Origin of the sequence: Kitasatospora sp. NPDC001603 (assembly GCF_040298365.1) — a bacterium.
Taxonomy (GTDB): domain Bacteria; phylum Actinomycetota; class Actinomycetes; order Streptomycetales; family Streptomycetaceae; genus Kitasatospora.
In genome coordinates this window covers 14,113-37,442 of record NZ_JBEPAA010000002.1, presented here as the reverse complement: position 1 = coordinate 37,442, position 23,330 = coordinate 14,113, and the positions used below count along the sequence as shown (strand labels likewise).

Sequence of the window (23,330 nt, the reverse complement as noted above, 5' to 3'; positions counted from 1 at the left end):
CGTAGTTCTTCCGTCGTTCGGGGACGCCGCGGTGCGCTGCCGGCGCTGCGGTCCGGTCAGGGCGCGAGGGTGAGCCGTGGGTCCTTGCGGGCCAGGCGCGCGAGCAGGTAGTCGACCTCGCTTCGGGCTCTGGCTGACAGGCTAGCTCCTGGGCTCCGCTGGGCGTCGCAGCGCAGCAGGCCGCGCCGCTTCATCACGTACTTGCGCACCGCGAGGCCGGTGCCGGGCTGCTGCTCGTACCGTAGGAGCGGCAGGTGCGCGTCGAAGGCGTCGTGGGCCGCGTCGCGGTCGCCTGCCGCGGTGTGCCGGACGACGTCCACGAGCATTTCGGGGACGCAGTAGCCGGTCATGGCGCCGTCCGCTCCGCGTTCGGTTTCGAAGTCGAGGAAGAGGCCGCCGTTTCCGCAGAGGATGGACAGGCGGGGCATCTGGCCGCTCGCTTCCTTGTGGCGCAGGCTGCTGATCTTTTCTAGGCCGGGCCAGTCCTCGTGCTTGAGCATCACGCATCCCGGCAGGTCGCCGGCGATCCGCGCGATGACGGCGGGTGAGATCTCCACGGAGAACGACAGCGGGTAGTCCTGGATCACGAAGGGCACGTCGCCGCCGATGGCCGCTGCTGCGCCCTCGTAGTAGGCGACGATCCGGTCGTCGGTGCGCAGGGTGTTCGGGGGCGCGATCATCACGCCGGCCGCGCCGGCGGCCATCACCTCCGCGGACAGTGCCCTCATGGCGGCGTAGCCGGGTGCGGACACCCCGACGACGACGGGTAGTTCGGTCCGTTTCAGGACGTGTTTGACGATGTCGACGCCCTCGGTGTGGGACAGCTTCGGTGCTTCGCCCATCTGGCCGAGCAGCGTCAGTCCGGTGACGCCGGCGGCGGCGTAGAACTCGGTGAGGCGGCTGAGCGAGTCGAGGTCGACGGCACCGGAGTCGTCGAAAGGGGTCGGTGCGATGGCGAACACGCCCTTGGTGGTTCGAGTCAGCAATGCCATGCGGCAACCTTCGTCGTTGGGGCTGTCGGTCAGATGCCGCTGATGAGGCCGCCGTCGACGCGGACGACGGAGCCGGTGATGTAGGCGGCGGGGACGCCGGCGAGGAAGGCGACGGTGGCGGCGTACTCCTGCGGCTCGCCGTAGCGGCCTGCGGGAATGGACGCGAGGCTTTCCTCGACGGCCTGTTCGGCTGTTTCCCCCTCACGCGCGGCTTTTGCCTCGTCCAGGAAATTCACCCGCGCGGTGCTGATCCGTCCAGGGACGACGACGTTGCAGGTGATTCCGTCGGCGGCGATTTCCCGAGCGAGTGTTTTCGACCAGCCGAGGAGACTGGCGCGGAGTGTGTTCGACAGCCCGAGTCCCGGAATCGGGGAGATCACTCCCGAGCTCGTGCTGGTGATGATCCGGCCCCAGCCCCGGCTCTTCATCGACGGGGCGACGCGATCGGTGATCGCCATGACCGACAGCACCATGGACCCGAAGTGGCTGAGCCACACCGCGTGGTCCTGTCCGAGAACGGGGGATGGTGGCGGGCCACCGGTGTTGTTGACGAGGATGTCGACGGGGCCGAGCGTCTCCTCCACCCGCCTCACGTGCCGGTCGATGGATTGCAGGTCGCCGAGGTCCCACTCGATCGCGAGGGCACGTGCCCCCGCCGCTTCGACGGCCTTCGCGGTCCTGGCCGCCGCGCCGAGGTCGATATCGGCGACGGCGACGTTCGCGCTCTCACCCGCGAGGGCCCGGGCCACGGCGCCGCCGATTCCCCCGCCACCTCCTAGGACGAGTGCTGTCTTTCCTGAAATTCCCAGGTCCACGGTGTCGCTCCTCGGTGCGGCGGGTGCCTGAAAGAGAGGCGGTGCAATTGTTCGCATGACACTTTCAGGACGGGTCGGTGTTTTGCAAATAGGACTTCCTGCCGCTGCCCATAGGGAACTCCTATGGAACGTCCGGGGAGCGGGCGGCGTGAATGTGGCAAGGATGTTTTCGGGGCGCGTACAGCGCCTCCCCGATCCGTCGCGCCGCGTCGGCCCGTTCGTGGGGAGACTGGAATGCCGTTGCCGGAGACCATGCAGGCGGTTGTGCTGGGCGAGCCGGGCACCATCGCAACGACCACGCTTCCCCTGCCCCGGCCGGGGCCGGAGGACGTCCTGGTCCATGTGCGGCGCGCGTCCCTGTGCGGCACCGACCTCAAGATCCGCAGCCGGCGCTTCTTCCCCGACGGCGGGCCGCAGCCCGGCACTTTTGTGCCCGGGCACGAGTACGCGGGGGTCGTCGTCGCCGTGGGCGAGACCGTCGACGAACTCCGGGTCGGGGACCGCGTCGTCACGGAGGCGCACCGCGGCTGCATGCGCTGCACCAACTGCCTTTCGGGCCGCTACACCGACTGCCTGAACTACGGCCGGCGCCACACAGGGCACCGGGCGCAGGGCATGACGGTGAACGGCGGATTCGCCGAGTACGCGCTCAACCACGTCTCCGCCCTCCACCGCCTCCCCGATTCCGTGGGCTTCGACGCGGCCGTCGTCCTGTCGACCGTCGGCACCGTCATGCACGCCTACGACACCCTCGACTCCCTGCTGGTCGGCGCCGACGTCGCCATCGTCGGGCCGGGTCCGATCGGGCTGCTCGCCACCCAGGTCGCGAGTGAACTCGGAGCCCGCAGCATCGCCCTCGTCGGCACACGCGAGGCCCGGCTGGCGGTGGGCGCTCGGTTCGGCGCGGACCTGGTGGTCAACTCCCGGCGCCAGGACGCCGTGACCGCGGTGCGAGAAGCGACCCGAGGAGTCGGCGCCGACGTCGTCCTGGAGTGCTCCGGTGCTCCCAGCGCAGTCGACGACGCGCTGCGCATGGCCAAGCGGTCCGGCAGGGTCGTCCTGGTCGGATTCTTCGAGGAGCCGGTCCGCGCCGACCTCAACCACGCCGTGATGAACGGCATCTCGATCGACACCGTGCGCGGCGAGGGCGCCGGGTCGCTGGCCCGCGCCATCGCCCTCGCGGCCCGCGGACGCCTGCGGACCGAGGAACTGGTCACGCACCACTTCGCGCTGAAGGACGTCAGCGAGGCCTTCGACACGTACGCCGAACGCCGGGACGGCGCCCTCAAGGTCATGCTCGACGTCTCCGAGGACGGGGGTGAGCCCGGGTGAGCGCCGAGCACGAGGACGGCCCAAAGCCGTCCGCCGCTCCGGGGAGGAGGAGCGCGGCATCAGCGATGGCCGCCGCGGCTACGACCTGGCTCGGCGCGCTGAACCCCGACCAGCTGCGCCTCGCTCTGGACGACTCCCCGCTCAACCCCGATGCCGAGGCCGAGAGGCTCAGGTGGTTCTACACCCCGACCGACCACGGCGGCCTCGCCCTGAGCGCGCAGGACCCGGCGCAGCAGAGGCTCGCCATGCAACTGGTGGCGACCGGACTGTCGGAGGCCGGGTACGCCACCGTCGCCACCGTGCTCGGCCTGGAGAACGTCCTCGACCAGGTGGAGGGCTGGCGGACGGACTGGGGCCGCGAACGCGGACGCGATCCGGGCCTGTACTGGCTGAGGGTGTTCGGGCGACCAGGTGGCCCAGTGTGGGCTTGGCGGTTCGGGGGTCACCACATCTCCCTCAACAACCTCGTCGCGGCAGGCCGGCTCGTTTCGACGACGCCGTGCTTCATCGGGGCCGACCCCGCAAGGACCGCCCTGCTGGGCGGCTCCCTCCTTCCCCTCGGCGGAATCGAGGACGAGGCGCGGGCGCTGGCTGCGACACTCACACGAAAGCAGCTCTCCACGGCCCTTCTGCACCAGTCGGCGGTGTCGGACATCGTGTCGGGCAACCGGCCGCAGGTCGGCGACGGCGACACCATGATTCACATGCAGGATCTGTGGCGCGGCCGGTTCGATGACCCTGCCCTCGCACGGCTGGTCGATGCGATCGACCGCCGCGCCGAGGACGCGAGCGGATACACCGACGACGACCACACGCGGGTGGCGATCACGTTTCCCCCGCGGGGCATCAGCGCCCGCGACCTGACCGAGGACCAGCGGCGTGGCCTGCGGCGCCTGCTGTCCCACTACACGGGCCGCGCCCCGGGCGACCTCGCTGCCGCGTACGACGCCCACTTCGCCGTCGACGGCGCCCTGGACGCGGTGCATTTCGGCTGGGCGGGCAGCCTCGAGCCGGGGCAGGCGCACTACTACCGGATCCACGGTCCGCGCATCCTCGTCGAGTACGACAACACGCAGCGGCAGGCGAACCACGCCCACTCGGTCTGGCGCGACCCGGTGTCCGACTTCGGACTCGACGTCCTGGCTCAGCACCGCGCCCAAACCCTGCACTGACCACCGGAGCGCGGTGCCCCGCCACGGGTGGAGGAGTGCCGCGGCCGGCCTGCGGGAGCCGGGCCGGGCGCTCAAGTTCTTGATGTTGTCCGGCGAGCTGACCATCCCGCCCAGGTACATCGCGGCCAGTGCCGCCATGACCAGGGTGACAACGATCGAGGGCATGGCCCATACGCGGGGGTCCATCCGAAGGCCGGTGCGACCTGTGTCGTTCGCCATCGCACTGCCTCACAGCGGAGTGCCGCCCCCGGCGTGGCCGCGCCGCGCGAAGCCCGTCGGCCGGGGCTGGAGAGCGGGCGCCTGTGGCGGCCGGTGAGCCGGCCCCGGCGCTCGGCCGCGGCGCCTGTCGCTCCGATGCGGAGGCCGCCGGCGGCGGGTCGTCGGGGGCGATGGCGGTCAGGCTTCCCGTGCCGCCGTCGAAAACGGATACGATAATGCCGAAACTTCCTGTTCGTGACCGAAAGGGTGGCCGCCTCATGGCTTCGGAGGTCCAGCCCGTTCCGGGAAGTCCCGCGTGGTGGGCGAGCCGGACCCCGCCTCCCGAGTACAAGCGCGGGCGTCCCCCGATGGATGCCGGCCGGATGGTGGACACTGCCCTCAAGCTCATCGACGAGGTCGGCATCCAGGCCCTGACCCTGCGGATGCTGGCCGACGAACTGAACTCGGGCACCGCCACGCTCTACCGGCACTTCAACGGCAAGGACGAGCTTCTGGCCCTGGTCACCGACAGGATCCTGGGCGAGGTCCGCGTCCCGGCCGAGGACCTCACCGGCCTTGACTGGCGGGCGGCTGTCACCGTCGCCGCGGAGGCCTTCTACGACACCCTGCGCCGGCACCCCAACGCGATCTCGCTGCTCGCGGCTCAGGTCCCGGTCGGCCCCAACGGGCTGCGCGCGAGGGAAAGCCTCATCACGCTGTTCATGCACCACGGATTCCCCGTGGCCCTGGCGGCCCGCGCGTTCACGGCGATCGGCCACTACGTGATCGGGTTCGCCATACAGCAGCACGGTCCCGCCGCGCCGCGCCCCGAGGAGCAGACACACCTGCGGGACTACTACAACTCCCTGGACCCGCAGGTGTACCCGGCGACGACGGGCGCGGCCGAGGAGCTGACATCCGTGCCACTCGACGAGGAGTTCCGCTTCGGCCTGGGCCTGTTGCTCGACGGGCTTGAGCGGGCCCGGCTCGCGGCGGCCGCGCCGACTGGCGAGCGTGCCGGAGGCTGACCCTGCCCGGGGTGACGGCGGCTGGCGGCCTCGGCCGTTTCGGCCGCCCTTCGGCCAGAGGTGAAGGTGCAGCTGCCCCCGGAGGCGTTGCCGGCTCCGGGGGCAGCTGGGGCGGGAAGGGTGCCCGCTTGGCGGGGTGGTCAGCGCCAGCCGATCCAGTCGGCCACGGCTTCGCCCATGACCAGGTCGAGGTCGCGGCCGCGCAGCCACGGCAGCTCCTCGGTGAACATCGTCACCGACTCCTGCCACGAGCAGGGAAGACGCGTGATGTCGGTGCCCCAGAACATCCGCTCGGCGCCGAAGGCGTCGAAGACCTGCCGCAGCACGGCGTGGGTGCTCGCGAACGGGTACCCGTCGGTGGCCATGCCCGGTACGCCGGTCGCCTTCACGGCGATGTTGGGGTGCCGTGCCAGGGCGAGCAGGCCGTCGAGGTGTGCGGCCGCGTCCGGCAGCTTCTCGAACGGATTGGTGGCCAGGTGGTCGATCATCAGGCGCATCCGCGGGAACCTGGCGGCGATGTCCGCGACCGCCGGCAGATACGGGGGAAGCACCATGAGGGCCACGGCGATCTGGCGGCGGTCCGCGGCAGCCCACAGCCAGTCGAGGCCTCCGGAGGCGATCCGGTCGGCCATCTCGGGTGCCGCCAGCATGAACCGGAGCCCGAGCATTCCCGGTTTGTCCAGCCACGCATCGACGACGGAGGCATCCGCGGTGCCGTCGAGCGGGAACCAGCCCATGGTCGCGAAGCGGTCGGGATGCGCGAGTGCCGCCTGCACCGCGTAGTCGTTCGCCTCCGGGTCCCAGATGGCCGGGCAGTTGACCGCGCGGTCCACGCCGGCCTGGTCCATGTCGCGCAGGGCGGACTCGATCGTGTAGGGAGCCCGCCAGTGATGGGGCGGTGCGATGGGGCCGGCCCAGAGGTGGATCTGTGCGTCGATGATTGTCATGGGTGGTGCGCCTCTTCCTTGTCAGTTCGCCGTCTCGTGCCGAGTGCCGCGGCCGGCGAGGCGCTCTCGCATCCAGTCCGCGATGAGCATGTCGCGGTCGTGCTTGTGGTTGTAGACGCAGTGGTTGCCATCGGAGAAGACGACCATCTGCTTGTCCTCGGTCGGGGCGCCCTGGAGAAGCAGCTCCGCCAGGGGCGTGGACACCATCGGGTCCGCCCCGCCCTGGACCACCAGCAGCGGGTAGCCGGCGTTGGGGCCGTCGGCGAGCGGGGTGACGGTCGCCCAGGCCGTCGCCGCCAGGTCCGCATCGACCGTGCCGCAGGCGGCCACCATTTTGGAGAAGAAGGTGCCCATGGTGGGCGGCACGAGCCAGGGCGCGTGGATGCCGCCGTTGTCGACACACGCGGCGATGCGGTTGTCCTCGGCGGCGACTGCCATGGCGAAGCTGCCGCCCATGCTGTTGCCGACCACACCGATCGGCCTGTCCGGCGTCCGGTCCTCCAGGTAGTCGACGGCACGCCGGTACGCGATGCGCCACTGGGGGGTGAGGTAGTGCCGGTGCGTCAGCCGCGTCTCGCCCTGCCCGGGCGCGTCGAGCATCAGGGTGTCGACGCCGCGCGCGGCGAGGGCTTCGCCGATGCTGTCGAAGTCCATGGCCCAGCCTTCGACGCCGCCGACGACGACGGCCGAGCCGATCGACCCGCCGCGGGCGGGGACAAGCCATCCGGCCAGGGTTCCCAGTTCGGTCCGGATCGCCACCCGCTCGCGGTCGCCGGCCAGTTCCGCGGCCTGGGCGTAGAGTTCGGCGGCCCGCTCGAAGATCGCCCGACGGTCGGCGGTGTCGGACAGCATCATCATCTGGCTCATGCGCATGAGTGCCGACGCGCGCCGCAGGTAGGCGACGGTCGTGATTCGGCCTGCCGCGCCGACCGCCCGGTCGGCGTGGCCCAGGCACGTCTGGGCGAGCTCGGTTGCGGCCGCGCACCAGTCCTGCCCGTCCACCACGCGCGCGCGCAGCTCGACGGCGTCGGCGTAATCGACGCCGTAGCCCATCGCGCGCTCCAGCGAGAACTGGCGCAGTGCGGCCTGGGACTCGCCCGACAGCGTCGACGTCGTCTCCTCGGTCTCAACGCGGCTGCCGAAGAAGCTGTGGGTCACGACCAGGGCCCGACCCTCGGCGATCCCTTGCTGTGATGACATCCCTGATTACTCCTCTTTGAGTTGGCGCCCTCGGCTCGCAGCGGCTCGCCTGGGGCTAGGGGTTCGCCCCGCGCGCCTCGGGCGGGCCCCCAGCGGCACGACCCGGTCGGAGCGTTGAACCGTGCGCCTGGCCAGGGGTGCACCGGCTCCGGCGGGGCGCCGGCGGTGGGCGGGGCTGTGGCGCGCGAGCGCCCGAAACCTGCTCACCGACGGACCGGCCGGCGCCCGGGCCCGGCTGGACGGAGCCTTGCGTGTCGGCCGGGGCATCATCCGGCCGCACCGCCGAGGCTCTCGGGGCCGACGCAGCGGGGACCCGCAGGAGGGGGCCTGGTTCCCGGCGGCGCCGATGAACAGATTTATGAATACAACGTATCCGTAATGTTGCCCGGGTGCAATAGGCCCCGAGGGCGTCTCGCCACGCAGGCGGAACGCGTCCGTACCGCCGTCGGCGGGGGCCGGGCAGCAGTGCGCCCTGCCCCCGCCGACGGCGGTCGCGGGCTTTCTCCCGGCCGCCGCCGGAGCCCGCCGTCCTCGCTCCTCGAGAACGCTCATGGTCACCGCGGGGTGATGCCCTCGATCGCGGTGGCGAACGAGTCGGCCCAGTCGCTGGTGATGACGCTGGCGATGTACCCGTCGGGCCGGATCAGGACCAGGGCGTCGCCCTCGACCCCGTAGATGCCGGCCAGCTCGCCGCCGGTGTCGGAGAGGTAGCCCTCGTCGATCCCGCGGCCGCTGCGCACGGCATGGCGGTGCAGCTCCGCGCCCGCGGTCGGCCACGCCAGGTCGGGCAGGGCCTTCGCCGCAGCCGGGCCGAAGGCCAGGACGGTGAAATGCGGGCCCTGCAGAGCCTCGAACAGGCGGCTGGTCCCGGGCGCTGTGCACGGTGCGTCCGGCGCCCGGTCGCCCGCGTGCAGGGTCTTGGTGGCGGGAGTGCCGGCGGGGGCCAGCGGGCCGCCGCGGTAGGTGAGCCTGAGCTGCCGCTCCTCGTCGCCGCGCTTCAGGCCGCCGACCTTGTGGTTGCTGAGGCTCTTGTAGAGCTCGCTGGACTTGCCGAGGACCGCGGCGGCGATGGGAAGCCGTTCGGCCTCGTAACTGTCGAGCAGGGACTCCGGCGCGCCGGCGAGCACCTGGCCGAGCTTCCATCCCAGGTTGTAGGCGTCCTGCACACCCGTGTTCAGGCCCTGGGCGCCCGCGGGAGTGTGCACGTGCGCCGCGTCGCCCGCCAGGAACACCCGGCCGAGCCGGTAGTGCTCCACCAGGCGGACGTTCGGCCGGAACACCGACGTCCAGGTGATGTCCCGCAGCTTGAGGCCGGTGAGCGAGTAGAACCGGTCCGTCAGGGCGCCGTGGTCGAGGTCGGGCACGTCGCCCGGCGTCAGCCGGACCATCACCTGGAACTGGTCGGAGTGCGGCAACGGGCACGCCCCGGCCTGCGCCCGCGGCCACATGTGCCACCGGTCGCGCGAGAGCCCGTCGATGGTGCAGTCGATGATGAGCGTCTTGTCCGAGTCGTCGGTCTCGCCTGCGAAGTCCAGGCCGGTCTCTATCCGGACGGTGCTCGCGCCGCCGTCCGCGCCCACCAGGTACTTGCTGCGCACCTGCTGGCCGGTGGACAGGGTGGAGGTCACTCCGGTGGCGTCCTGCTCGAAGCTCTCCAGGCCCACCCCGTACTCGATGTCCACCCCCTGACGCTCGAGGAGCCGGTGCAGGATGGCATCCGTGCGGTGCTGCGGCAGGAGGAGGATGTTCGGGTACGGGACGTCGGGTGTCGGCTTGCTCCGCTGCTGCATCCGCCACGGGGCGGTCATCGGCCCGAGGTGGATCCCGGCCAGCGGGTAGGGACCGCCCTCCGCGAGCGCCTCGTGGAGAACGCCGAAGTCCTCGAGCACTTCCTGGGTGCGCGGCTGGACTCCCTTGGCGCGCGACCCCTCGAATGCGTGCGGGGCCTTGTTGATGACACGGACGCGCACGCCCCGGCGGACCAGGTCGGCCGCCAGAGTGGAGCCGGTCGGGCCGGCGCCGGCGATGAGGACGTCGATGTCGCGGTGGTCTGTCATGGTGATCGACCTCGGGGACTTTCTCGGGCAGCGCGGCCAACTGCCGCGCTGCACTGGGGTATCGGGGCGCTGCGGGTCGGGCCCCGCGGATGCGTATGTCGATGAGGGTCCGGCGGCAGCCGGGTCGCATCTGTCGCGGGCGCCGGCCGGGACCGTGGAGTGACTCCCCCAGCGCCAATAATGGCTACGATGTAACCAATGTCTTTCGGATACACCGTAGCCGTTTATTGCAGGTGAGGCAAGCGCGCGTCGGGAGGGCGACTGGCGCAGAGGGGTCTGCGAACAGTCGAGAGCTCCCCCGGCCACCGCGGCTCATGGGCCGCCAGGGTGCCGGCGGCGCCGATTCGCGGGGCGCGGACCCCGCATCGCGCCGCGGTGAGGCATCGCGCCGCCCGGCCGCCGCCAGCTCCAGGCAGGGAGAGTGCGGCGGCCCCGGCGCCCCCGCCCCGTCGCCTCGACCCGAGCTGCGCCGACCTGTGGACGCCGGCGCTTCCCCATGCGGCAATCCAAGTGCTGACCAGCACGTATTGGTCCTGCCTATGCCCTGCGCGCGGTTTTCGACCTGGACGCCGGCAGGGCGCCGGTGGAAGTCTGCGCGATGCCCTCGACGCAAGGCAGGGGCCAGCAGAATCCGCAGGCCAGGCCCCGGCCCCAGCCTCCGGGGCAGCGCGCCTCGGCGGCCCGGCGGGATGCCTGGCGGCATTGCGCGGGAACGACCACGCCCGTCCGGTGCGCGTCGTCTCCGTCCGCTCCTTGCGACACCACGCCCACTGGATGAGGAGAACGGCAGTGACACGGTCGCGACTCGAACTCGGCGCGGGGCTCAGAGCCTTCGTGCCAGCCTTCTGCTGTCTGATCATCTTCTTCGACGGGTACGACGTCACCGTCTTCGGCGCGACCGTTCCCGCACTGCTGAAGTACCGGTCGTGGGGCCTCGGCGAGGCGGATGTCGGGCTGATCGCGAGCCTCGGCCTGGTCGGCCTGCTGCTCGGGGCGCTCGTGGGGGGTGTCGCGACGGACCTGCTGGGGCGCAAGCGCATGCTGATCCTGTGCACCACGTGGTTCTCCGCGTGCATGCTCGCCTGCGCCGCCGCGCCGACGAGCGGGGTCTTCGGCGCACTCCGCTTCCTGGGCGGCCTCGGGCTCGGCGGCGTGATGCCCGTCTGCATCGCCCTGGCGGTCGAGTTCGCGCCCCCCTCCCGCCGATACCTGTTCAACGCGGTCGGCAACGCGGGCTTCGCCGTGGGCGCGATCGCATCGGCCGTGCTCGGAATGGCCGTCATGCCGGAGTGGGGGTTCCGCCCGATGTACGCGGTCGCGGGTCTGCCGCTGCTCCTCATGCCGATCGCGGCCGTGACGCTCCCCGAGTCGGTGGACTTCCTTGTGGCCAAGGGGCGCCTCAGGGAAGCCGAGGAGGTGGCGCGCCGCTTCGGCCTCCCCGTTCCGGCGCCGCGGGGCAGCGACTACCAGCTGGAGGCGGAGAGCCGGCGCCCGGCGGGTCCGCGGTCCCTGGTCCGGCGGCCGCTGTTCGCGAACCTCATGATCTTCGGCGCGGTGGGGATCGCCGTGCAGGTGTTCATCTACGGGCTCCACACCTGGCTGCCGCAGATCATGGTGCTCGCCGGGTACGGCGTCACCTCCTCCCTGGCCTTCCTCGCGACGATGTCGGCAGGCGCCGTTGTCGGCAGCGTCACCATGTCGCTGTTCGCCGACCGCCTCGGGCCTCGCCCCGTCCTGCTCGCAGGTCTCGGGGTAGGAGTGATCGCGCTGGGGGTCCTCAGTTCCGCCCCGCCCTCACTGGCCGTCTACGCGGCGGTGGCCCTGGCCGGCGTCGGCGGTACGGGAACCGCAGCAATCGTGAACGCCTTTGTCGGCACCTGGTTCCCCGCGCCGGTCCGCGCCTCGGCGGTGGGGTCGTACTTCGCCATCTCCCGCCTGGGCAGTGTCCTGGGGCCTCTGCTGCTCGGCTGGATCATCGCCTCCGGCATGCCGGTTCGGTGGACCTTCTACACCTTGATGGCCCCAACTGCACTGGGTGTGCTTCTGGCACTGTTCCTGCCCCGAGCCCACACGGGCCGTCCTGCGGGGCTGGCCGCCGGCCCGCGGCCGACGGCGCAGGACTGACAGCACCGGCTGCGTGGCAGGGGTGTTGAGTCCCAGCCGCTCGTGTCGAAGAGGACCGCGTGCCCGGCTCAGCCGCTGGCGAGGGCTCGGAAGCGTGCCCGGGCCTGGGCGGCGCCGTCAGGTGTCGGCGCGGACGTCGGACAGGCGCCGCAGCTGAGCGGTCCCGCTCGTACGGCTCGCGGGGCTTGCCGAGTTCGGCGGCGAAGGACCGGCCCAGGTGCACCGGCTCGGCCGAGTGCCCGGACGCCTTCTTGGAGACCATCCGCAGCCGCAGGCCCGGGCCCGGGTCGATCCGCCGGACCAGCTCGTTCGGGACGGGGTGCTCGGGCCGGTCCAGGAAGACCAGCCGCGGCGGGCGCTCGAAGACCACCCGCACCTCGGTGGCCCGCGCGCCCTGCGCCTTGCCCGCCCGGACGAAGAACGGCACCCCGCTCCAGCGCCAGTCGTCCACTCCCAGGGCGAGCTCGACGTAGGTCTCGGTCGTCGAGTCGGGCTTGACCCCGGGGACACCGAGGTAGCCCGCGTACTGGCCGCGCAGGCAGCGGGACGGATCAACGTCGGACATGGCCCGGAAGACATCGACCCGCCCGGTCCCACAGCGCATCGAAGCCCGGGCAGACCGGCGCCTCCATGGCGATCAGGGCGTTGGTCGACGAGATACCCCTGGGGCCGAACGCCATGGCGCTGCGGGAGCACTGTGTCGCGGCGCTGCTCGACAGCGGCTTCCCGCCGCGACTGGCCGCGCACGCTTTTGCCACCCTCGCCCGCTACGTCCTCGGATTCGCCATACAGGTCAACGGTCATGGCGGCGGCGGGCAACTCGACGGCGCACAGCTGTCCGCCGTCTTTCAGAGCGTCGATCCAGCCTTGTTCCCGGCAACGGTCACCGTCGCCGGGTCGATGCCCGTTCCGATCGAGGACGAGTCCTCCTTCGGACTCGAACTCCTTCTCGGCGGGCTTGCCCACCTGCGCGACGACGCCTGACCAGCCAGGACGACGTGAACCTGAGCCGCCCGCCTACGGAGTCGTCTCGGCCGGCGCACAGGCGTCCGGGGGCAACCGGTCGCCGGACGGTCAGGCCCACAGCTGTCGTGACCCGCGTGGTCGGCGGTTCGTCAGCGGAAGGCGAAGTGCTCGGCGTGGAGGTGCCGGCGGGGGACGCCCTGGCGGTGGAGGGCGCGGGTGAGGTTTTCGATCATTGAGGCGGGGCCGCAGAGGAAGACGTGCGTGTCGGGGGTGATCGGTCCGGCCTCGGCCTGGATTCTTTCGGCGGTCAGACGGCCGTGGCTGCGGCTGAACGTCGGGTGGAGCCGGAACTCGGGGCGGTGTGCTGCCGCTGCGGTGAGTTCCGGGAGGAACGGGGCGTCTTCGGCGGTGGGGGCGCAGTAGAAGAGGTCGGTTTGGGCCGGCGCCGCACCGGGGTGGGTGAGCCAGCCGAGGAACGGCGCGATGCCGATGCCCCCCGCGATCCATATCTGCCGGGGTCCGCCGAGGGTGTGGTCGAACATGCCGTAAGGGCCCTTGAGGGTTGCGGGGTGTCCTTCGCTCACGTCCGTGTAGAGGGCGCGTGTGCCGCGGCCCAGGGCGCGGATGGTGAGGCGTACCGAGCCGTCGGCCTGCGTTCCTGCGACGCTGAAGGGGTGTTCGTGCCAGCCGCCGACGCGCAGGTAGACGAACTGGCCTCCGGTCACGGGAAGCGCCGTCTTGCCGGTGGGCGTGAGGGTGAGGTCGAGGATGTCGGGTGTCGGCCGCTCGACGCGGTGGATGGTGTAGTCCGCCCGGGGCTCCCTGCGCCGTAGCACCAGTTCGTCGTAGGCGTAGGCGGTCATGCCGATGGCGGCCACGGTGACGTAGATCGCCAGGAGGGGCGTGGATCCGTTGATGACGAGGTCGAGGAACCAGCCGTGCACCAGTGCCGACAGGAGCAGCAGGCCGGTGAGGCGGTGCAGGAACAGCCAGCGCTGGTAGGGCAGTCGGAGGATGCGGCCGACCTGGCCGAGTGAGATGAGGACGAGCAGCAGCAGGCCGATGGCGGAGACGGCGCCGAGGAGATGGCCCATCCCTACCGACGCCGTCTGGTGGGCGTAGCCGTACTGGCTCCCGTCGAACCCGGAGAAGAAGTGGAGGAGCAGGTGGGGGGTAAGCAGGAGCATGGACCATACGGCGTACCGCTTGTGCTGGCGGTACATGCGGTCCAGGCCGCCGAACCACTGCTCCAACCACATCAGGCGGGTGGCCAGCACCAGGGTGCAGGACATCAGGTAGGCGGACAGGACGCCGGCGAACTCGCCGACGCAATAGACCGTGCTGAGGCCCTCGGGCCTGAGCCAGTCCCAGGCCAGGTAGAGCATGACCGCTCCGGTCGTGACCGACAGGGGCCCGACGTGGCGCTTCTTCAGGCGCGCGTCCAAGGGAGCGCGCGCGATCCGGACAGCGTAGATCGCTATCACGATCAGGACGGGCATCGTCTACCCCGTGGGAGTCGGCACTGTGGAGGAAGGGGCGCGGTGAAGTCGGGCGGACCGTACGGTCGCGGCTTGAGCGCCATCGAGCCCAGGTGGCTGCGGTTCCTGCCCACTCTAATATTGGCTGCAACATATCCGTTTATCTGGTCTTGGTCCAGTGGTGTATTCGGATGCCTGCCGACCGGCCCTGGATCCGCCCTCCGGGACATGGCGACCCGAAGCCCTCGTCGGCGGCCTTCAGGGCAGAACCGCCCGGAGCTGCCCATCCGTGGAGGTGCGGACCCGATCCGTGGCGTTTCAGGCGAACAAGGCCGCAAGGTATGAGGCGACAAGCACCACGCACACGGCGGCGGGCACGAGTTTGGCAAACGGGTCGCCGTTGCGCAGGTGTACGACCACGGCTCCGGCGAGCAGCATGAGAAGCCCGACCCCCGCGAGGGCGCCGAGCGACGGCACGGCTGGGCCGAGCGCCACGCCGGCGACTCCTGCCAGTTGCAGTACGCCGATGCGGCGGTAGGCGGCGACGGAGAAGCCGGTCTCGGCGGCCAGCTCGCGCGCCTTCGGCAAGGCGAGTGCGTTGAGCACTCCGCTTGCTCCGAAGATCAGGACGATGCAGGCGAGGGTGATGGTGAGGATCATGAAGTGATTCCCGGGTGTCGGCGTCGTGGCGGGCGGGGGTGTCAAGAGCGACGGCCCGATGGCGCGCAGGTCGTCACGAGACTGTTCGTGGATGGGTCGGGCTCGGTCAGGTTGCCGCGAGCACATCGCCGGTCGACCGGACGGGCGATCAGCGTGCTGCGGGATCCCGTCGTGCCATCAGGGACTGATAATGGATACACTGTTACCGATAAGGTGGTCGTGTCAAGCGGACGCCCTCGTCGCGGGCGCGGCACCCTGCCCCGGGCCGACTCCTGCACGACAACCCCGAACGCGACGACGCCGAAAGCAGTCGACCAGGTCACCGAGGATCCGCTGCGGATGTCTGGCCTTCCCGGCAACCAGGCCCACGAGGTCTGCCGGCAGCCACTGCCCGACCTGGAAACCGCGGCCGGCCGGCGAGGCACCGTCCCTGGAAGCCGGGAACCGTGACCGCCCCGAACGAAAGGTGCTCAGTACATGACACTCCGACGCGTTCTCAGCGGACTGGGCGCCGCAGCGACCCTCGGCGCCGCCGCGGCGATCAGCGCACGTCGCCGCGCTCTGGCGGCAGTCCCCCGCGAGCTACGGCACCCAGCGCTCCTCCTCCCGCTGAACTTCGGCAACCCGGTCACTCTGGCCGTCGCCCGCCGCGTCGTGCCCTTGGCGGGCGCCGCGTTGAGGCCCGGCGTCCGCGTCGAGCGGCGCACACTGCCGGCCACGACCGACGGCCCCTCCGTCGAGGTGCTCACCTACCAGGCATCAGGCCAAGCGCCGCGCGCAGCACTGCTCTGGATCCACGGCGGAGGAACCGTCATGGGTGCCGCTCGGCAGGAGAACACCTGGTGCAGCCGCGTCGCCGACGAACTCGGCGCTCTGGTCGTCAGCGTCGACTACCGCCTCGCACCCGAGAATCCGTACCCCGCAGCTCTGGACGACTGCTTCGGTGCGCTCCGCTGGCTTCACGCCAGTGCCGCCGCCCTCGGCATCGACCCCACTCGCATCGCCGTCGGCGGCGAAAGCGCCGGAGGCGGACTCGCCGCCGCCGTCGTCCAGCGCGCCCACGATTCAGGAGTGCCGGTCCGGTTCCAACTCCTCATCTACCCCATGCTCGACGACCGCACGGCTCTACGTGTCGACCCTCCCAGCAGCGCCATCCACATGTGGACCCCGGCCTCCAACCGCTTCGCCTGGACCTCCTACCTCGGCCACCCGCCACAGGACCGCGACGATCGCCCCTATATCGCGGCGGCGAGGCGCAGGAACCTCGACGGGCTGCCGCCCGCGTGGATCGGCGTGGGCGACCTCGACCTGTTCCACGACGAAGACGTCGACTACGCCCGACGCCTGAGCGAGGCCGGCGTCGCGTGCGAGCTGCGGCTCGAACCAGGCATGTACCACCTTGCTGATGCCTTGCTCGACGGCAAAGCACCTTCAATGACCGCTTTCCGCGCCGCCGCCCTCGACGCCCTGCGAACCGCCCTGGCAAAACCCTGACCGCCCTGGCCGGTCCAGCCACCCTTGCACGGGCGGCCCTCAAGGGACCACGCGGCCGTTCTTGCCGAGATCGGCCGCCTTCATCGGGGACGTCCTGCCGGTCCCCGAGTCGATCCCTGCGACGGACAGTGCCGCGGGAGAGGACCGATCGGATCCTCTCCCACGGCACTGTCGCGTTGGCCGCAGCCTGCGGCCCGCGCCCCTACTCCTCGGCGGCGACAGCGGGTGCGCTGCCAGATCATCTACCCAAGTGACAGGCAACCTCGGCAACGGAGCACATCCAGAACCAGCCCGGGTTGACACCTGTTCAGGACGCGACACTGCGGCAGTGACAAGTACCTGCGGCAGTCACACGTGGTACGAGATCATTCCCGCGCGGGCGGCGTAGGCGGTCGAGCGATCCGACGGGCGGTAGTTCGGTGCGGCGGACGCGATCGAGCGACGAAGCGCGACCTCGTCCGCCCTGCCCTGCCGACCGTGCTTGACACCGATCACCGGCGGCGTAGCATCCGCTCCGGCTCGTCATGCATTCGCCGGCGCAACGAAGCTCGCGCCGAACATGCCCACCACGTGCTGGGCGCCGGGCCCCGCCGTCCGGGGCCAGGAGAGTCGTTCGTCCGGAGCGACGACCGCTCCCGGTGCGGGCGTACGCCCGTCACCGTGCAGCTTCCAGCGCACGCCGAGATCCATGTGGGGGGTTCGCATTCTCTGTACTTCCGGGGGATTGTCGCCACCCTTGTCCCGGCCACCGCCCGCCCCGGCCGTCACCGCCCCTCCCCCGACCCGCGCCTCGGGCGCAGCGGCGTGGCGGCCCTACCCGGAGGTGATCCGGCGGCCGTTGGTCTCGTCCGGGCGGATGCGCACCCACAGGTCGCGGCCGCCGCCGGCCCAGGGGGTGCTCCCCGGCAGCTCCTTGAGCCGGGCGATCTCGTCGGGGTCCTCGACGTACTGGGCCCGGCCGAGGATCAGCACGCTCCAGCCCCGGCTGAGGCTCTCGTCGATGTGGTCCACCTGGAACGAGACGGGCGAGCCGTCGGGCGGGGCCGAAGTGCCGTGCGCGGACGTGTGGTAGACGATCGTGCGGGCGTCCACGGTGTAGTTGACCGGGAAGACCGCCGGCGCCGGCCGGGTGGGCAGGCCGATCCGGCCGATGCCGTGGGTGCCGACGCGGTCCCAGCACTCGGGTTCGGTCAGGTGCAGGAGCAGCGGGCGCGCGCCGGCGCCGCCCTGCCCCGGCGGGGCGTCGGCGCGGCCGGACAGCAGCTCGCCGTAGGTGGTCCGCAGCACGGCGGCGATCCTGACGAAGGCGGCCGGGTCGAAGGCGGGGCCGGCCTCCATCAGGTGCCGGAGGTAGCGGGGCGCCATCGCGGTCTGCCGGGCCAGCGCCTCCTCGGTCAGCCCGAGCTGTCGACGGCGGTCATCGATCCGCCGGGCGACGACGGCCGGATCCACCCCCTGGGCGGCGTCAGGTCCGGGGTTCTGGTCCACATCGACTCCTCGGTGCCAGGGGTCACGCTCCGTGGTCGTCAGCGACCTGGTCGCCCCCGTCGGGCGTGGGTGCCGGGCGGTTCCCCGCCCGGCCTTCCCTTCCAGCGTTGCCCCGACCGCGGGCGGCCGCCATAGGGGCCGCCCGGCCCGGCTGGCGTGGCGCGCCCGGATCACTGATGGTGGCAGGGGGAGTGCCACAGCTGTCGGAGGCATGCGATGGACCAGGAACTCGACCGGCGGAGCCGGCCCGTCACGGGCTGCCACGGCCGCGGCGGGTCCCTCGGAGCCCTCCTCGGACGGGTGGGCCGGGAGGCTGATGGCTCCGCGCCCGGCCCCCGTGCGGACCCATGAGCCTCCCGGCCGTCGACTACCGCGCGGTGTTCCAGGCCCTGCCCGGCATGGTCGCCCTCCTCACCCCGGACCTGGTGTACGTCGACGTCAACGAGGACTTCGTACGGATGTCCGGCCGTACCCGCGAGCAGCTCGTCGGCCGGTACCTCTTCGACGTCTTCCCCGACAATCCGAACGATCCGGACGCCACCGGCAGCCGCAACCTCGGGGTCTCCCTGCAGCGGGTCCTGGCGACCGGCGAACGCGACACCATGGCCCTCCAGCGCTACGACGTCCAGTCCGCCGGCAGCGCCGGCGAGTGGGAGGAGCGCTACTGGAGCCCGGTCAACGCTCCCGTCCTGGCCCCGGGCGGCGAAGTGGTGCTGCTCGTCCACCGGGTGGAGGAGATCACCGAACTCATCCGGGCCCACGGTCTGCCCGAGGGCAACCGCGCCCGTGTCCTGGAGGCGGAGCTCTACACCCGCGCACGCGAACTCCAGGAGGTCAACGAGCGCCTGCGCGAGGCCCACGACCGCGAACGGGAGGTCGCGCTCGCGCTCCAGGAGGCCATGCTCCCGGGCCCCCGACCGCTTGAGCACCACCTCGCCGCGGTCCGCTACCGGCCCGCCGTCGGGGCGCTGAACGTGTGCGGCGACTGGTACGACCTCGTCGAGCTGCCGGGCAACCGCGTGGCGGTCGCCGTCGGCGACGTGGTGGGCCACGGCCTCGCCGCGGCGGGCGTCATGGGCCAGCTGCGCAGCGCCCTCAGCGCGGCCTCCCGGGTCGCCGTCGGGCCCGCCCAGGCGCTGGAGGTCCTGGGCCTCTACGCCCGCTTCGTCGACGGCGCCGAATCCACCACCGTCGCCACGGCCTTCATCGACTGCGACGCCCACACCGTCACCTACAGCAGCGCGGGCCACCCGCCGCCCGTCCTGCTGCACGGCGAGGGCACCGTCGAGTTCCTCGACCGGGCCACCGACCCGCCGCTCGGCGCCCGCCCCGAGCACCAGGCCCGGCCCCAGGCCGTCGCCGGCTTCACCCACGGCGACACGCTCGTCCTCTACACCGACGGCCTCGTCGAACGGCGGCGCGAGGACATCGACACCGGCCTGAACCGGCTCGCCGACGCGCTCGTCCGCCACCGCGGGCTCGATCCCGACGCCCTCGCCGACCTCGTCCTCACCGAGCTGCTCCCGCCCGGCGGCGCGACCGACGACACGGCGCTCGTCATCGTCCGCCTCTGACCCCCGGCCGGCAGGGTCGCGGCCTGCCACGCTCGGCCCGAGCCGGCTCACCGCGAGCCGGATCGGCCCGGGGCGGCCATGATCGGAGCAGGGCCGCCGACGCCTGCCTCCCTCCCCCCGGGGGGCCGGCCGGCGATCCTCCGCAGGTGGGCGGCCGGGAGCGCGGCCGCGGTCGGACAGGAGGACCGGATGGGCCAGGACCAGGCGCGTCCCGTGCGGCGCGCGACCCCCGAGGAGCGGGCGGCGGCCGGCCGTGCGGCACGCCGGTCGACACCGCGTTCCGCCCACGCCGAGTACCGGCCGGGCCCGGAGCGGCCCGACCCGCTGACGATCCTGGCGGCCCAGTCGGCGCTGCGCGTGCCGGAGCTGGTGCCGATCCGGTACGCCCGGATGGCCGAGTCCCCGTTCCGTTTCTACCGGGGCGCGGCCGCGGTCATGGCGTCCGACCTCGCGGGCACCCCCGACTCGGGCATCCGGGTCCAGCTCTGCGGCGACGCCCACATGCTGAACTTCCGGCTGCTCGCCTCGCCGGAGCGGCGGCTGGTCTTCGACATCAACGACTTCGACGAGACGCTGCCCGGCCCGTGGGAGTGGGACGTGAAACGGCTGGCGTCGAGCCTGGTGATCGCGGGCCGGGCGAACGGCTTCGACGGGGCGCAGCGCGCCGACATCGTCGCCACTGCGGTCCGCTCGTACCGGGAGGCGATGCGGCGGTTCGCGGGGATGCGCAACCTGGATGTCTGGTACGCCCAGCTGGACTCGCAGCGGCTGCGGGAGCTGGCGGTGGGCCGGGTCTCCAAACGGGCCCGCCGGGGGCTCGACGAGGCGATGTCGAAGGCCCGCACCCGCGACAGCCTCCAGGCCTTCGGCAAGCTCACCGAGGTGACGGACGGCCTGGTCCGGATCGCCGCCGACCCGCCGCTGCTCGTCCCGATCGCCGACCTCCTGCCGGAGGTGGAGCGGACCGCGCTGATGGAGCTGTTCCACGGCCTGGTGCGGCGTTACGCGAGCACCATGCCCGCCGACCGGCGCACCCTGCTCTCGGCGTTCCGGCTGGTGGACGCGGCCCGCAAGGTCGTCGGTGTCGGCAGCGTCGGCACCCGGTGCTGGATCTTCCTGCTGCTCGGCCGGGACGGCGAGGACCCGCTGTTCCTCCAGGCCAAGGAGGCCGGCGAATCGGTGCTGGCGCCGTACGTCGGCGCGAGCCGGTACGACAACCAGGGCGAGCGGGTGGTCTCCGGCCAGCGGCTGATGCAGGCCACCAGCGACATCTTCCTGGGCTGGGAGCGGGTCGAGGGCATCGACGGCAGGCGGCGGGACTTCTACATCCGTCAGCTCCGCGACTGGAAGGGCATCGTCGTGGCCGAGCGGATGGTGCCGCGCGGCATGCGGGCCTTCGGCGAACTGTGCGGCGCCACGCTGGCCCGGGCGCACGCCCGGTCGGGCGACCGCATCGCCATCGCCGCCTACTTGGGGAAGCGGGATGCCTTCGACCGGGCCCTGGTGGAGTTCGCGGAGGCGTACGCGGACCGGAACGAGCGGGACCACCGGGCGCTGGTCGAGGCGGTCGCGGCGGGCCGGCTCCCGGCCGAGGCCGGCTGACCCGTCGCGGCCGCCGGGTCGCGCCGCCCGGGCCCGCTGATCAGCCTTCGGCCGGCCGCGAACGGCCGTCGGCCCGGAGCCCCTCCTCGATGGCGCGCAGGAGCGCCTCCCGGTCCACCGCGACCGGTGCGGCGGCCGGCCGGGCGGGATCTCCGCCCCGGTGGACCGGCATCCGGGCCCGGACGAGGGTCCGGCCGTCACCCGTCGGGGGGAGCTGGACGATCTCCAGCTCGGCCGCGACGACCTCCTCCCCCTCCCGCCCGGGCCGTAGTCCGACACAGAGGTGGAAGTCGAGCGACTCGTCGTCGGCGATGTCGACGGGGTACTCGGTGACCCCGGGGCCGACGGGCTGCCCGCGCTCCGACAGGTCCTCGAACCGCGGGGAGACCTGCTTGAGGTAACGCACCCCGCCGTCGTCGTACGTGGTGATCCGCAGGGCGAGGTCGCGCAGCCCGGCCCGGCGGGTCCGGTCCACCAGGGAGGCCAGCTCCCGGTGGAGGCCCGGTGTCCCCGTGGGCGACGCGGGGGCGGGCACGATGTCGAGGGTGCCGCCCAACGCGGAGGTGACGGACCGCACCTGGGCCACCGACCACCGCTCGCCGATGCCCCGGGCGTGGCACGGGAAGCGGCCCGCGCAGGAGGCGAGGGCGGCGGCCAGGTCGTCGGCGCTCTCGGCCGCCGCCTCCAGGTCGGTCAGCAGGATCGCGGTGCGCGCCGCGTCGGCGTGGCCGGCGAACAGGCGGTCGGCCAGCCGGATCCAGCGGCCGAACGCCGCCGCGCCGACCGGCTCCAGCCCGGCCAGCGCCGCCCGCGCCCCGGCCTTGGCGGCCGCGGTCGCCCGGACCAGCCGCTGGGTGTCGGGGTAGAGCATCCGCGCGTACGCCGACCCCGCGACGACGGCGAAGGAGGCGTCCTCGTCCAGGCCGTCGATGACGGCCGCGACCGCCGCACCGACCGCCCGGAAGTCCGCCTCGGGCAGCTCCGGCGACAGTCCGACCAGGAGGACGAGCGCGCGGGGCGCGCCGGCCGCCGCACGGTCGGCGGCCCCGCTCGGGCCGGTCACCGTCAGGATCGTGTGCGCCTCGGTGGCACCCGGGGCGAGGAACTCGTTGCGGTGCAGCTCCAGCCCGAGACCGCCGGAGTGCACCACGGCGGGAACGGCGGTGGGTACTGCGGTGGGAACAGTGGCCGGAACGGCGGGCGTCCGCGGCTCCGGCGCGGACGGGCGGCGGCCGACCCCCCGGAGCCGCGCCACGACGGCTCCCGCGTCGGCCGGGCGGTCCGCCGGATCCTTGGCGAGCAGCTCCGCGACCAGCTCGTCGAGCTCGTCGGGGACCTCCGGCCGCAGCGGGGCGAGACGCGGGGCCGGGGTCTGGAGGTGCTGGACCATCAGGGTCCAGAGGCCGCCGCGCGCCGGGAACGGCGGCCGTCCGGTGAGCAGCGCGAAGAGCACACAGCCCAGCGCGTAGAGATCGGCCCGTCCGTCGACCCTGGGACTCCGCCACTGCTCGGGGGCCATGTACTCCGGCGTGCCCATCACGCTGCCCTCCCGGGTGAGACCCGAGTCGGCCCGGACGTACCCGGCGAGTCCGAAGTCGCACACCTTGAGCGTGCCGTCGGGGAGCAGCACGAGGTTGGCGGGTTTGATGTCCCGGTGGACGATGCCCAGCCGGTGCGCGTAGGACAGGGCGCCCGCGAGTTGCGCGGTCAGCTCCACCGCCTCGTCGACGGGCAGCCCCGACGGCCGCCCGTGCAGGACCTCGCCGAGGTCGCGGCCCCGGAGCAGTTCCATCACCAGGTAGAGCCGGCCGCCCTGTTCGCCGCTGTCGAAGATCTGGGTGATGCCCGGGTGCTGGAACCGCGCGGTGACCTGCGCCTCGCGATGGAACCGCTGCGCGGCCACCGCGCCGGCCGCCGACTGCGGGGCGAGGAACTTGATCGCGACCCCGCGGTCCAGCCGGGGATCGTGGGCCCGCCAGACCTCGCCCATCCCGCCGCGCCCGAGCAGTGCCTCCAGCCGGTACCGGTCGGCGATCCGCGTCCCCACAGCGTTCAAGGCGCCTCGCAATCCCCCGTGTCGCACGGCCCCCGCCGCTTCCGCCACTCTACGAGACCGGTCCGACGGCTGTGCATTCCACGGGGCCCCGCGTCCGGGCCGTCCCGACCGGCGGCCGACCGGCGGCGGCGCCCGCGCGGGTAGCAT

Annotated in this window: 16 protein-coding genes and 3 pseudogenes; 8 read left to right on the top strand and 11 right to left on the bottom strand. The window is 72.3% G+C overall.

The annotated features are described in order from the left end of the window. Positions 1-56: 56 nt before the first annotated feature. Positions 57-992 (bottom strand): dihydrodipicolinate synthase family protein, encoded by a 936-nt coding sequence (locus ABT263_RS01745; protein ID WP_352286456.1) that lies wholly within the window; start codon positions 990-992, stop codon positions 57-59. Positions 993-1,021: 29 nt separating this feature from the next. Continuing rightward, positions 1,022-1,807: an SDR family oxidoreductase gene (locus ABT263_RS01740; RefSeq protein ID WP_352286454.1), complete on the bottom strand. Its 786-nt coding sequence runs from the start codon at positions 1,805-1,807 to the stop codon at positions 1,022-1,024. 234 nt (positions 1,808-2,041) lie between these two features. On the opposite strand from ABT263_RS01740, the gene ABT263_RS01735 reads away from it, so the two are divergent. From ABT263_RS01735 to ABT263_RS01725, 3 genes are all read left to right on the top strand, one after another. Further along, positions 2,042-3,139 carry a zinc-dependent alcohol dehydrogenase gene (locus tag ABT263_RS01735; protein ID WP_352286452.1) on the top strand — a complete coding sequence of 366 codons (1,098 nt, stop codon included), beginning with the start codon at positions 2,042-2,044 and terminating at the stop codon, positions 3,137-3,139. After that, on the top strand, positions 3,136-4,311 hold the full coding sequence (locus tag ABT263_RS01730) for a DUF3500 domain-containing protein (protein ID WP_502885736.1): 1,176 nt from the start codon (positions 3,136-3,138) through the stop codon (positions 4,309-4,311). The genes ABT263_RS01735 and ABT263_RS01730 overlap by 4 nt, the downstream gene beginning before the upstream one ends. Before the next feature lie 581 nt (positions 4,312-4,892). After that, the gene (locus ABT263_RS01725; RefSeq protein ID WP_352286448.1) at positions 4,893-5,537 is read left to right on the top strand and encodes a TetR/AcrR family transcriptional regulator; all 645 of its coding nucleotides are present in this window, start codon (positions 4,893-4,895) and stop codon (positions 5,535-5,537) included. A gap of 140 nt (positions 5,538-5,677) precedes the next feature. On the opposite strand, the gene ABT263_RS01720 is transcribed toward ABT263_RS01725, so the two are convergent. From ABT263_RS01720 to ABT263_RS01710, 3 genes are all read right to left on the bottom strand, one after another. Continuing rightward, on the bottom strand, positions 5,678-6,484 hold the full coding sequence (locus tag ABT263_RS01720; RefSeq protein WP_352286446.1) for an amidohydrolase family protein: 807 nt from the start codon (positions 6,482-6,484) through the stop codon (positions 5,678-5,680). 21 nt (positions 6,485-6,505) lie between these two features. After that, positions 6,506-7,642 carry an alpha/beta hydrolase gene (locus ABT263_RS01715; RefSeq protein WP_352286445.1) on the bottom strand — a complete coding sequence of 379 codons (1,137 nt, stop codon included), beginning with the start codon at positions 7,640-7,642 and terminating at the stop codon, positions 6,506-6,508. 596 nt (positions 7,643-8,238) lie between these two features. Beyond that, positions 8,239-9,741: an FAD-dependent monooxygenase gene (locus ABT263_RS01710; protein ID WP_352286443.1), complete on the bottom strand. Its 1,503-nt coding sequence runs from the start codon at positions 9,739-9,741 to the stop codon at positions 8,239-8,241. Between the two features lie 729 nt (positions 9,742-10,470). On the opposite strand from ABT263_RS01710, the gene ABT263_RS01705 reads away from it, so the two are divergent. Continuing rightward, positions 10,471-11,865 (top strand): MFS transporter, encoded by a 1,395-nt coding sequence (locus ABT263_RS01705; protein WP_352286441.1) that lies wholly within the window; start codon positions 10,471-10,473, stop codon positions 11,863-11,865. Between the two features lie 175 nt (positions 11,866-12,040). On the opposite strand, the pseudogene ABT263_RS01700 reads toward ABT263_RS01705, so the two are convergent. After that, positions 12,041-12,469, bottom strand: a pseudogene (locus ABT263_RS01700) (glucose-6-phosphate dehydrogenase); the annotation flags it as partial. Positions 12,470-12,498: 29 nt separating this feature from the next. Between ABT263_RS01700 and ABT263_RS01695 the strand changes: the two are divergent. Then, positions 12,499-12,849 (top strand): annotated as a pseudogene (locus ABT263_RS01695) (TetR/AcrR family transcriptional regulator C-terminal domain-containing protein); the annotation flags it as partial. Between the two features lie 131 nt (positions 12,850-12,980). Here ABT263_RS01695 and ABT263_RS01690 read toward each other — a convergent pair. Together ABT263_RS01690 and ABT263_RS01685 are read right to left on the bottom strand one after the other, a co-directional pair. After that, entirely contained in the window at positions 12,981-14,330 is a 1,350-nt protein-coding gene (locus ABT263_RS01690) for a ferredoxin reductase family protein (protein WP_352286440.1), read from the bottom strand. Positions 14,331-14,627: 297 nt separating this feature from the next. Further along, positions 14,628-14,969, bottom strand: coding sequence for a DoxX family protein (locus tag ABT263_RS01685; RefSeq protein WP_352286438.1), 342 nt, complete (start codon positions 14,967-14,969; stop codon positions 14,628-14,630). A gap of 477 nt (positions 14,970-15,446) precedes the next feature. Here ABT263_RS01685 and ABT263_RS01680 point away from each other — a divergent pair, with 477 nt between their 5' ends. Then, positions 15,447-16,463 (top strand): alpha/beta hydrolase, encoded by a 1,017-nt coding sequence (locus ABT263_RS01680; protein WP_352286436.1) that lies wholly within the window; start codon positions 15,447-15,449, stop codon positions 16,461-16,463. 534 nt (positions 16,464-16,997) lie between these two features. Here the strand turns inward: ABT263_RS01680 and ABT263_RS01675 are convergent. Both ABT263_RS01675 and ABT263_RS01670 read right to left on the bottom strand, forming a co-directional pair. Next, a pseudogene (locus tag ABT263_RS01675) lies at positions 16,998-17,153 on the bottom strand (nitrate reductase); the annotation flags it as partial. Between the two features lie 123 nt (positions 17,154-17,276). Beyond that, positions 17,277-17,951, bottom strand: a complete 675-nt coding sequence (locus ABT263_RS01670; protein ID WP_352286435.1) for a helix-turn-helix domain-containing protein — start codon at positions 17,949-17,951, stop codon at positions 17,277-17,279. 347 nt (positions 17,952-18,298) lie between these two features. Here ABT263_RS01670 and ABT263_RS01665 point away from each other — a divergent pair, with 347 nt between their 5' ends. Continuing rightward, positions 18,299-19,525: a PP2C family protein-serine/threonine phosphatase gene (locus ABT263_RS01665; protein ID WP_352286433.1), complete on the top strand. Its 1,227-nt coding sequence runs from the start codon at positions 18,299-18,301 to the stop codon at positions 19,523-19,525. Positions 19,526-19,714: 189 nt separating this feature from the next. Next, positions 19,715-21,127 carry a DUF2252 domain-containing protein gene (locus ABT263_RS01660; protein ID WP_352286432.1) on the top strand — a complete coding sequence of 471 codons (1,413 nt, stop codon included), beginning with the start codon at positions 19,715-19,717 and terminating at the stop codon, positions 21,125-21,127. Positions 21,128-21,167: 40 nt separating this feature from the next. Here ABT263_RS01660 and ABT263_RS01655 read toward each other — a convergent pair whose 3' ends face one another. Continuing rightward, on the bottom strand, positions 21,168-23,174 hold the full coding sequence (locus tag ABT263_RS01655; RefSeq protein WP_352286876.1) for a serine/threonine-protein kinase: 2,007 nt from the start codon (positions 23,172-23,174) through the stop codon (positions 21,168-21,170). Positions 23,175-23,330 lie beyond the last annotated feature (156 nt).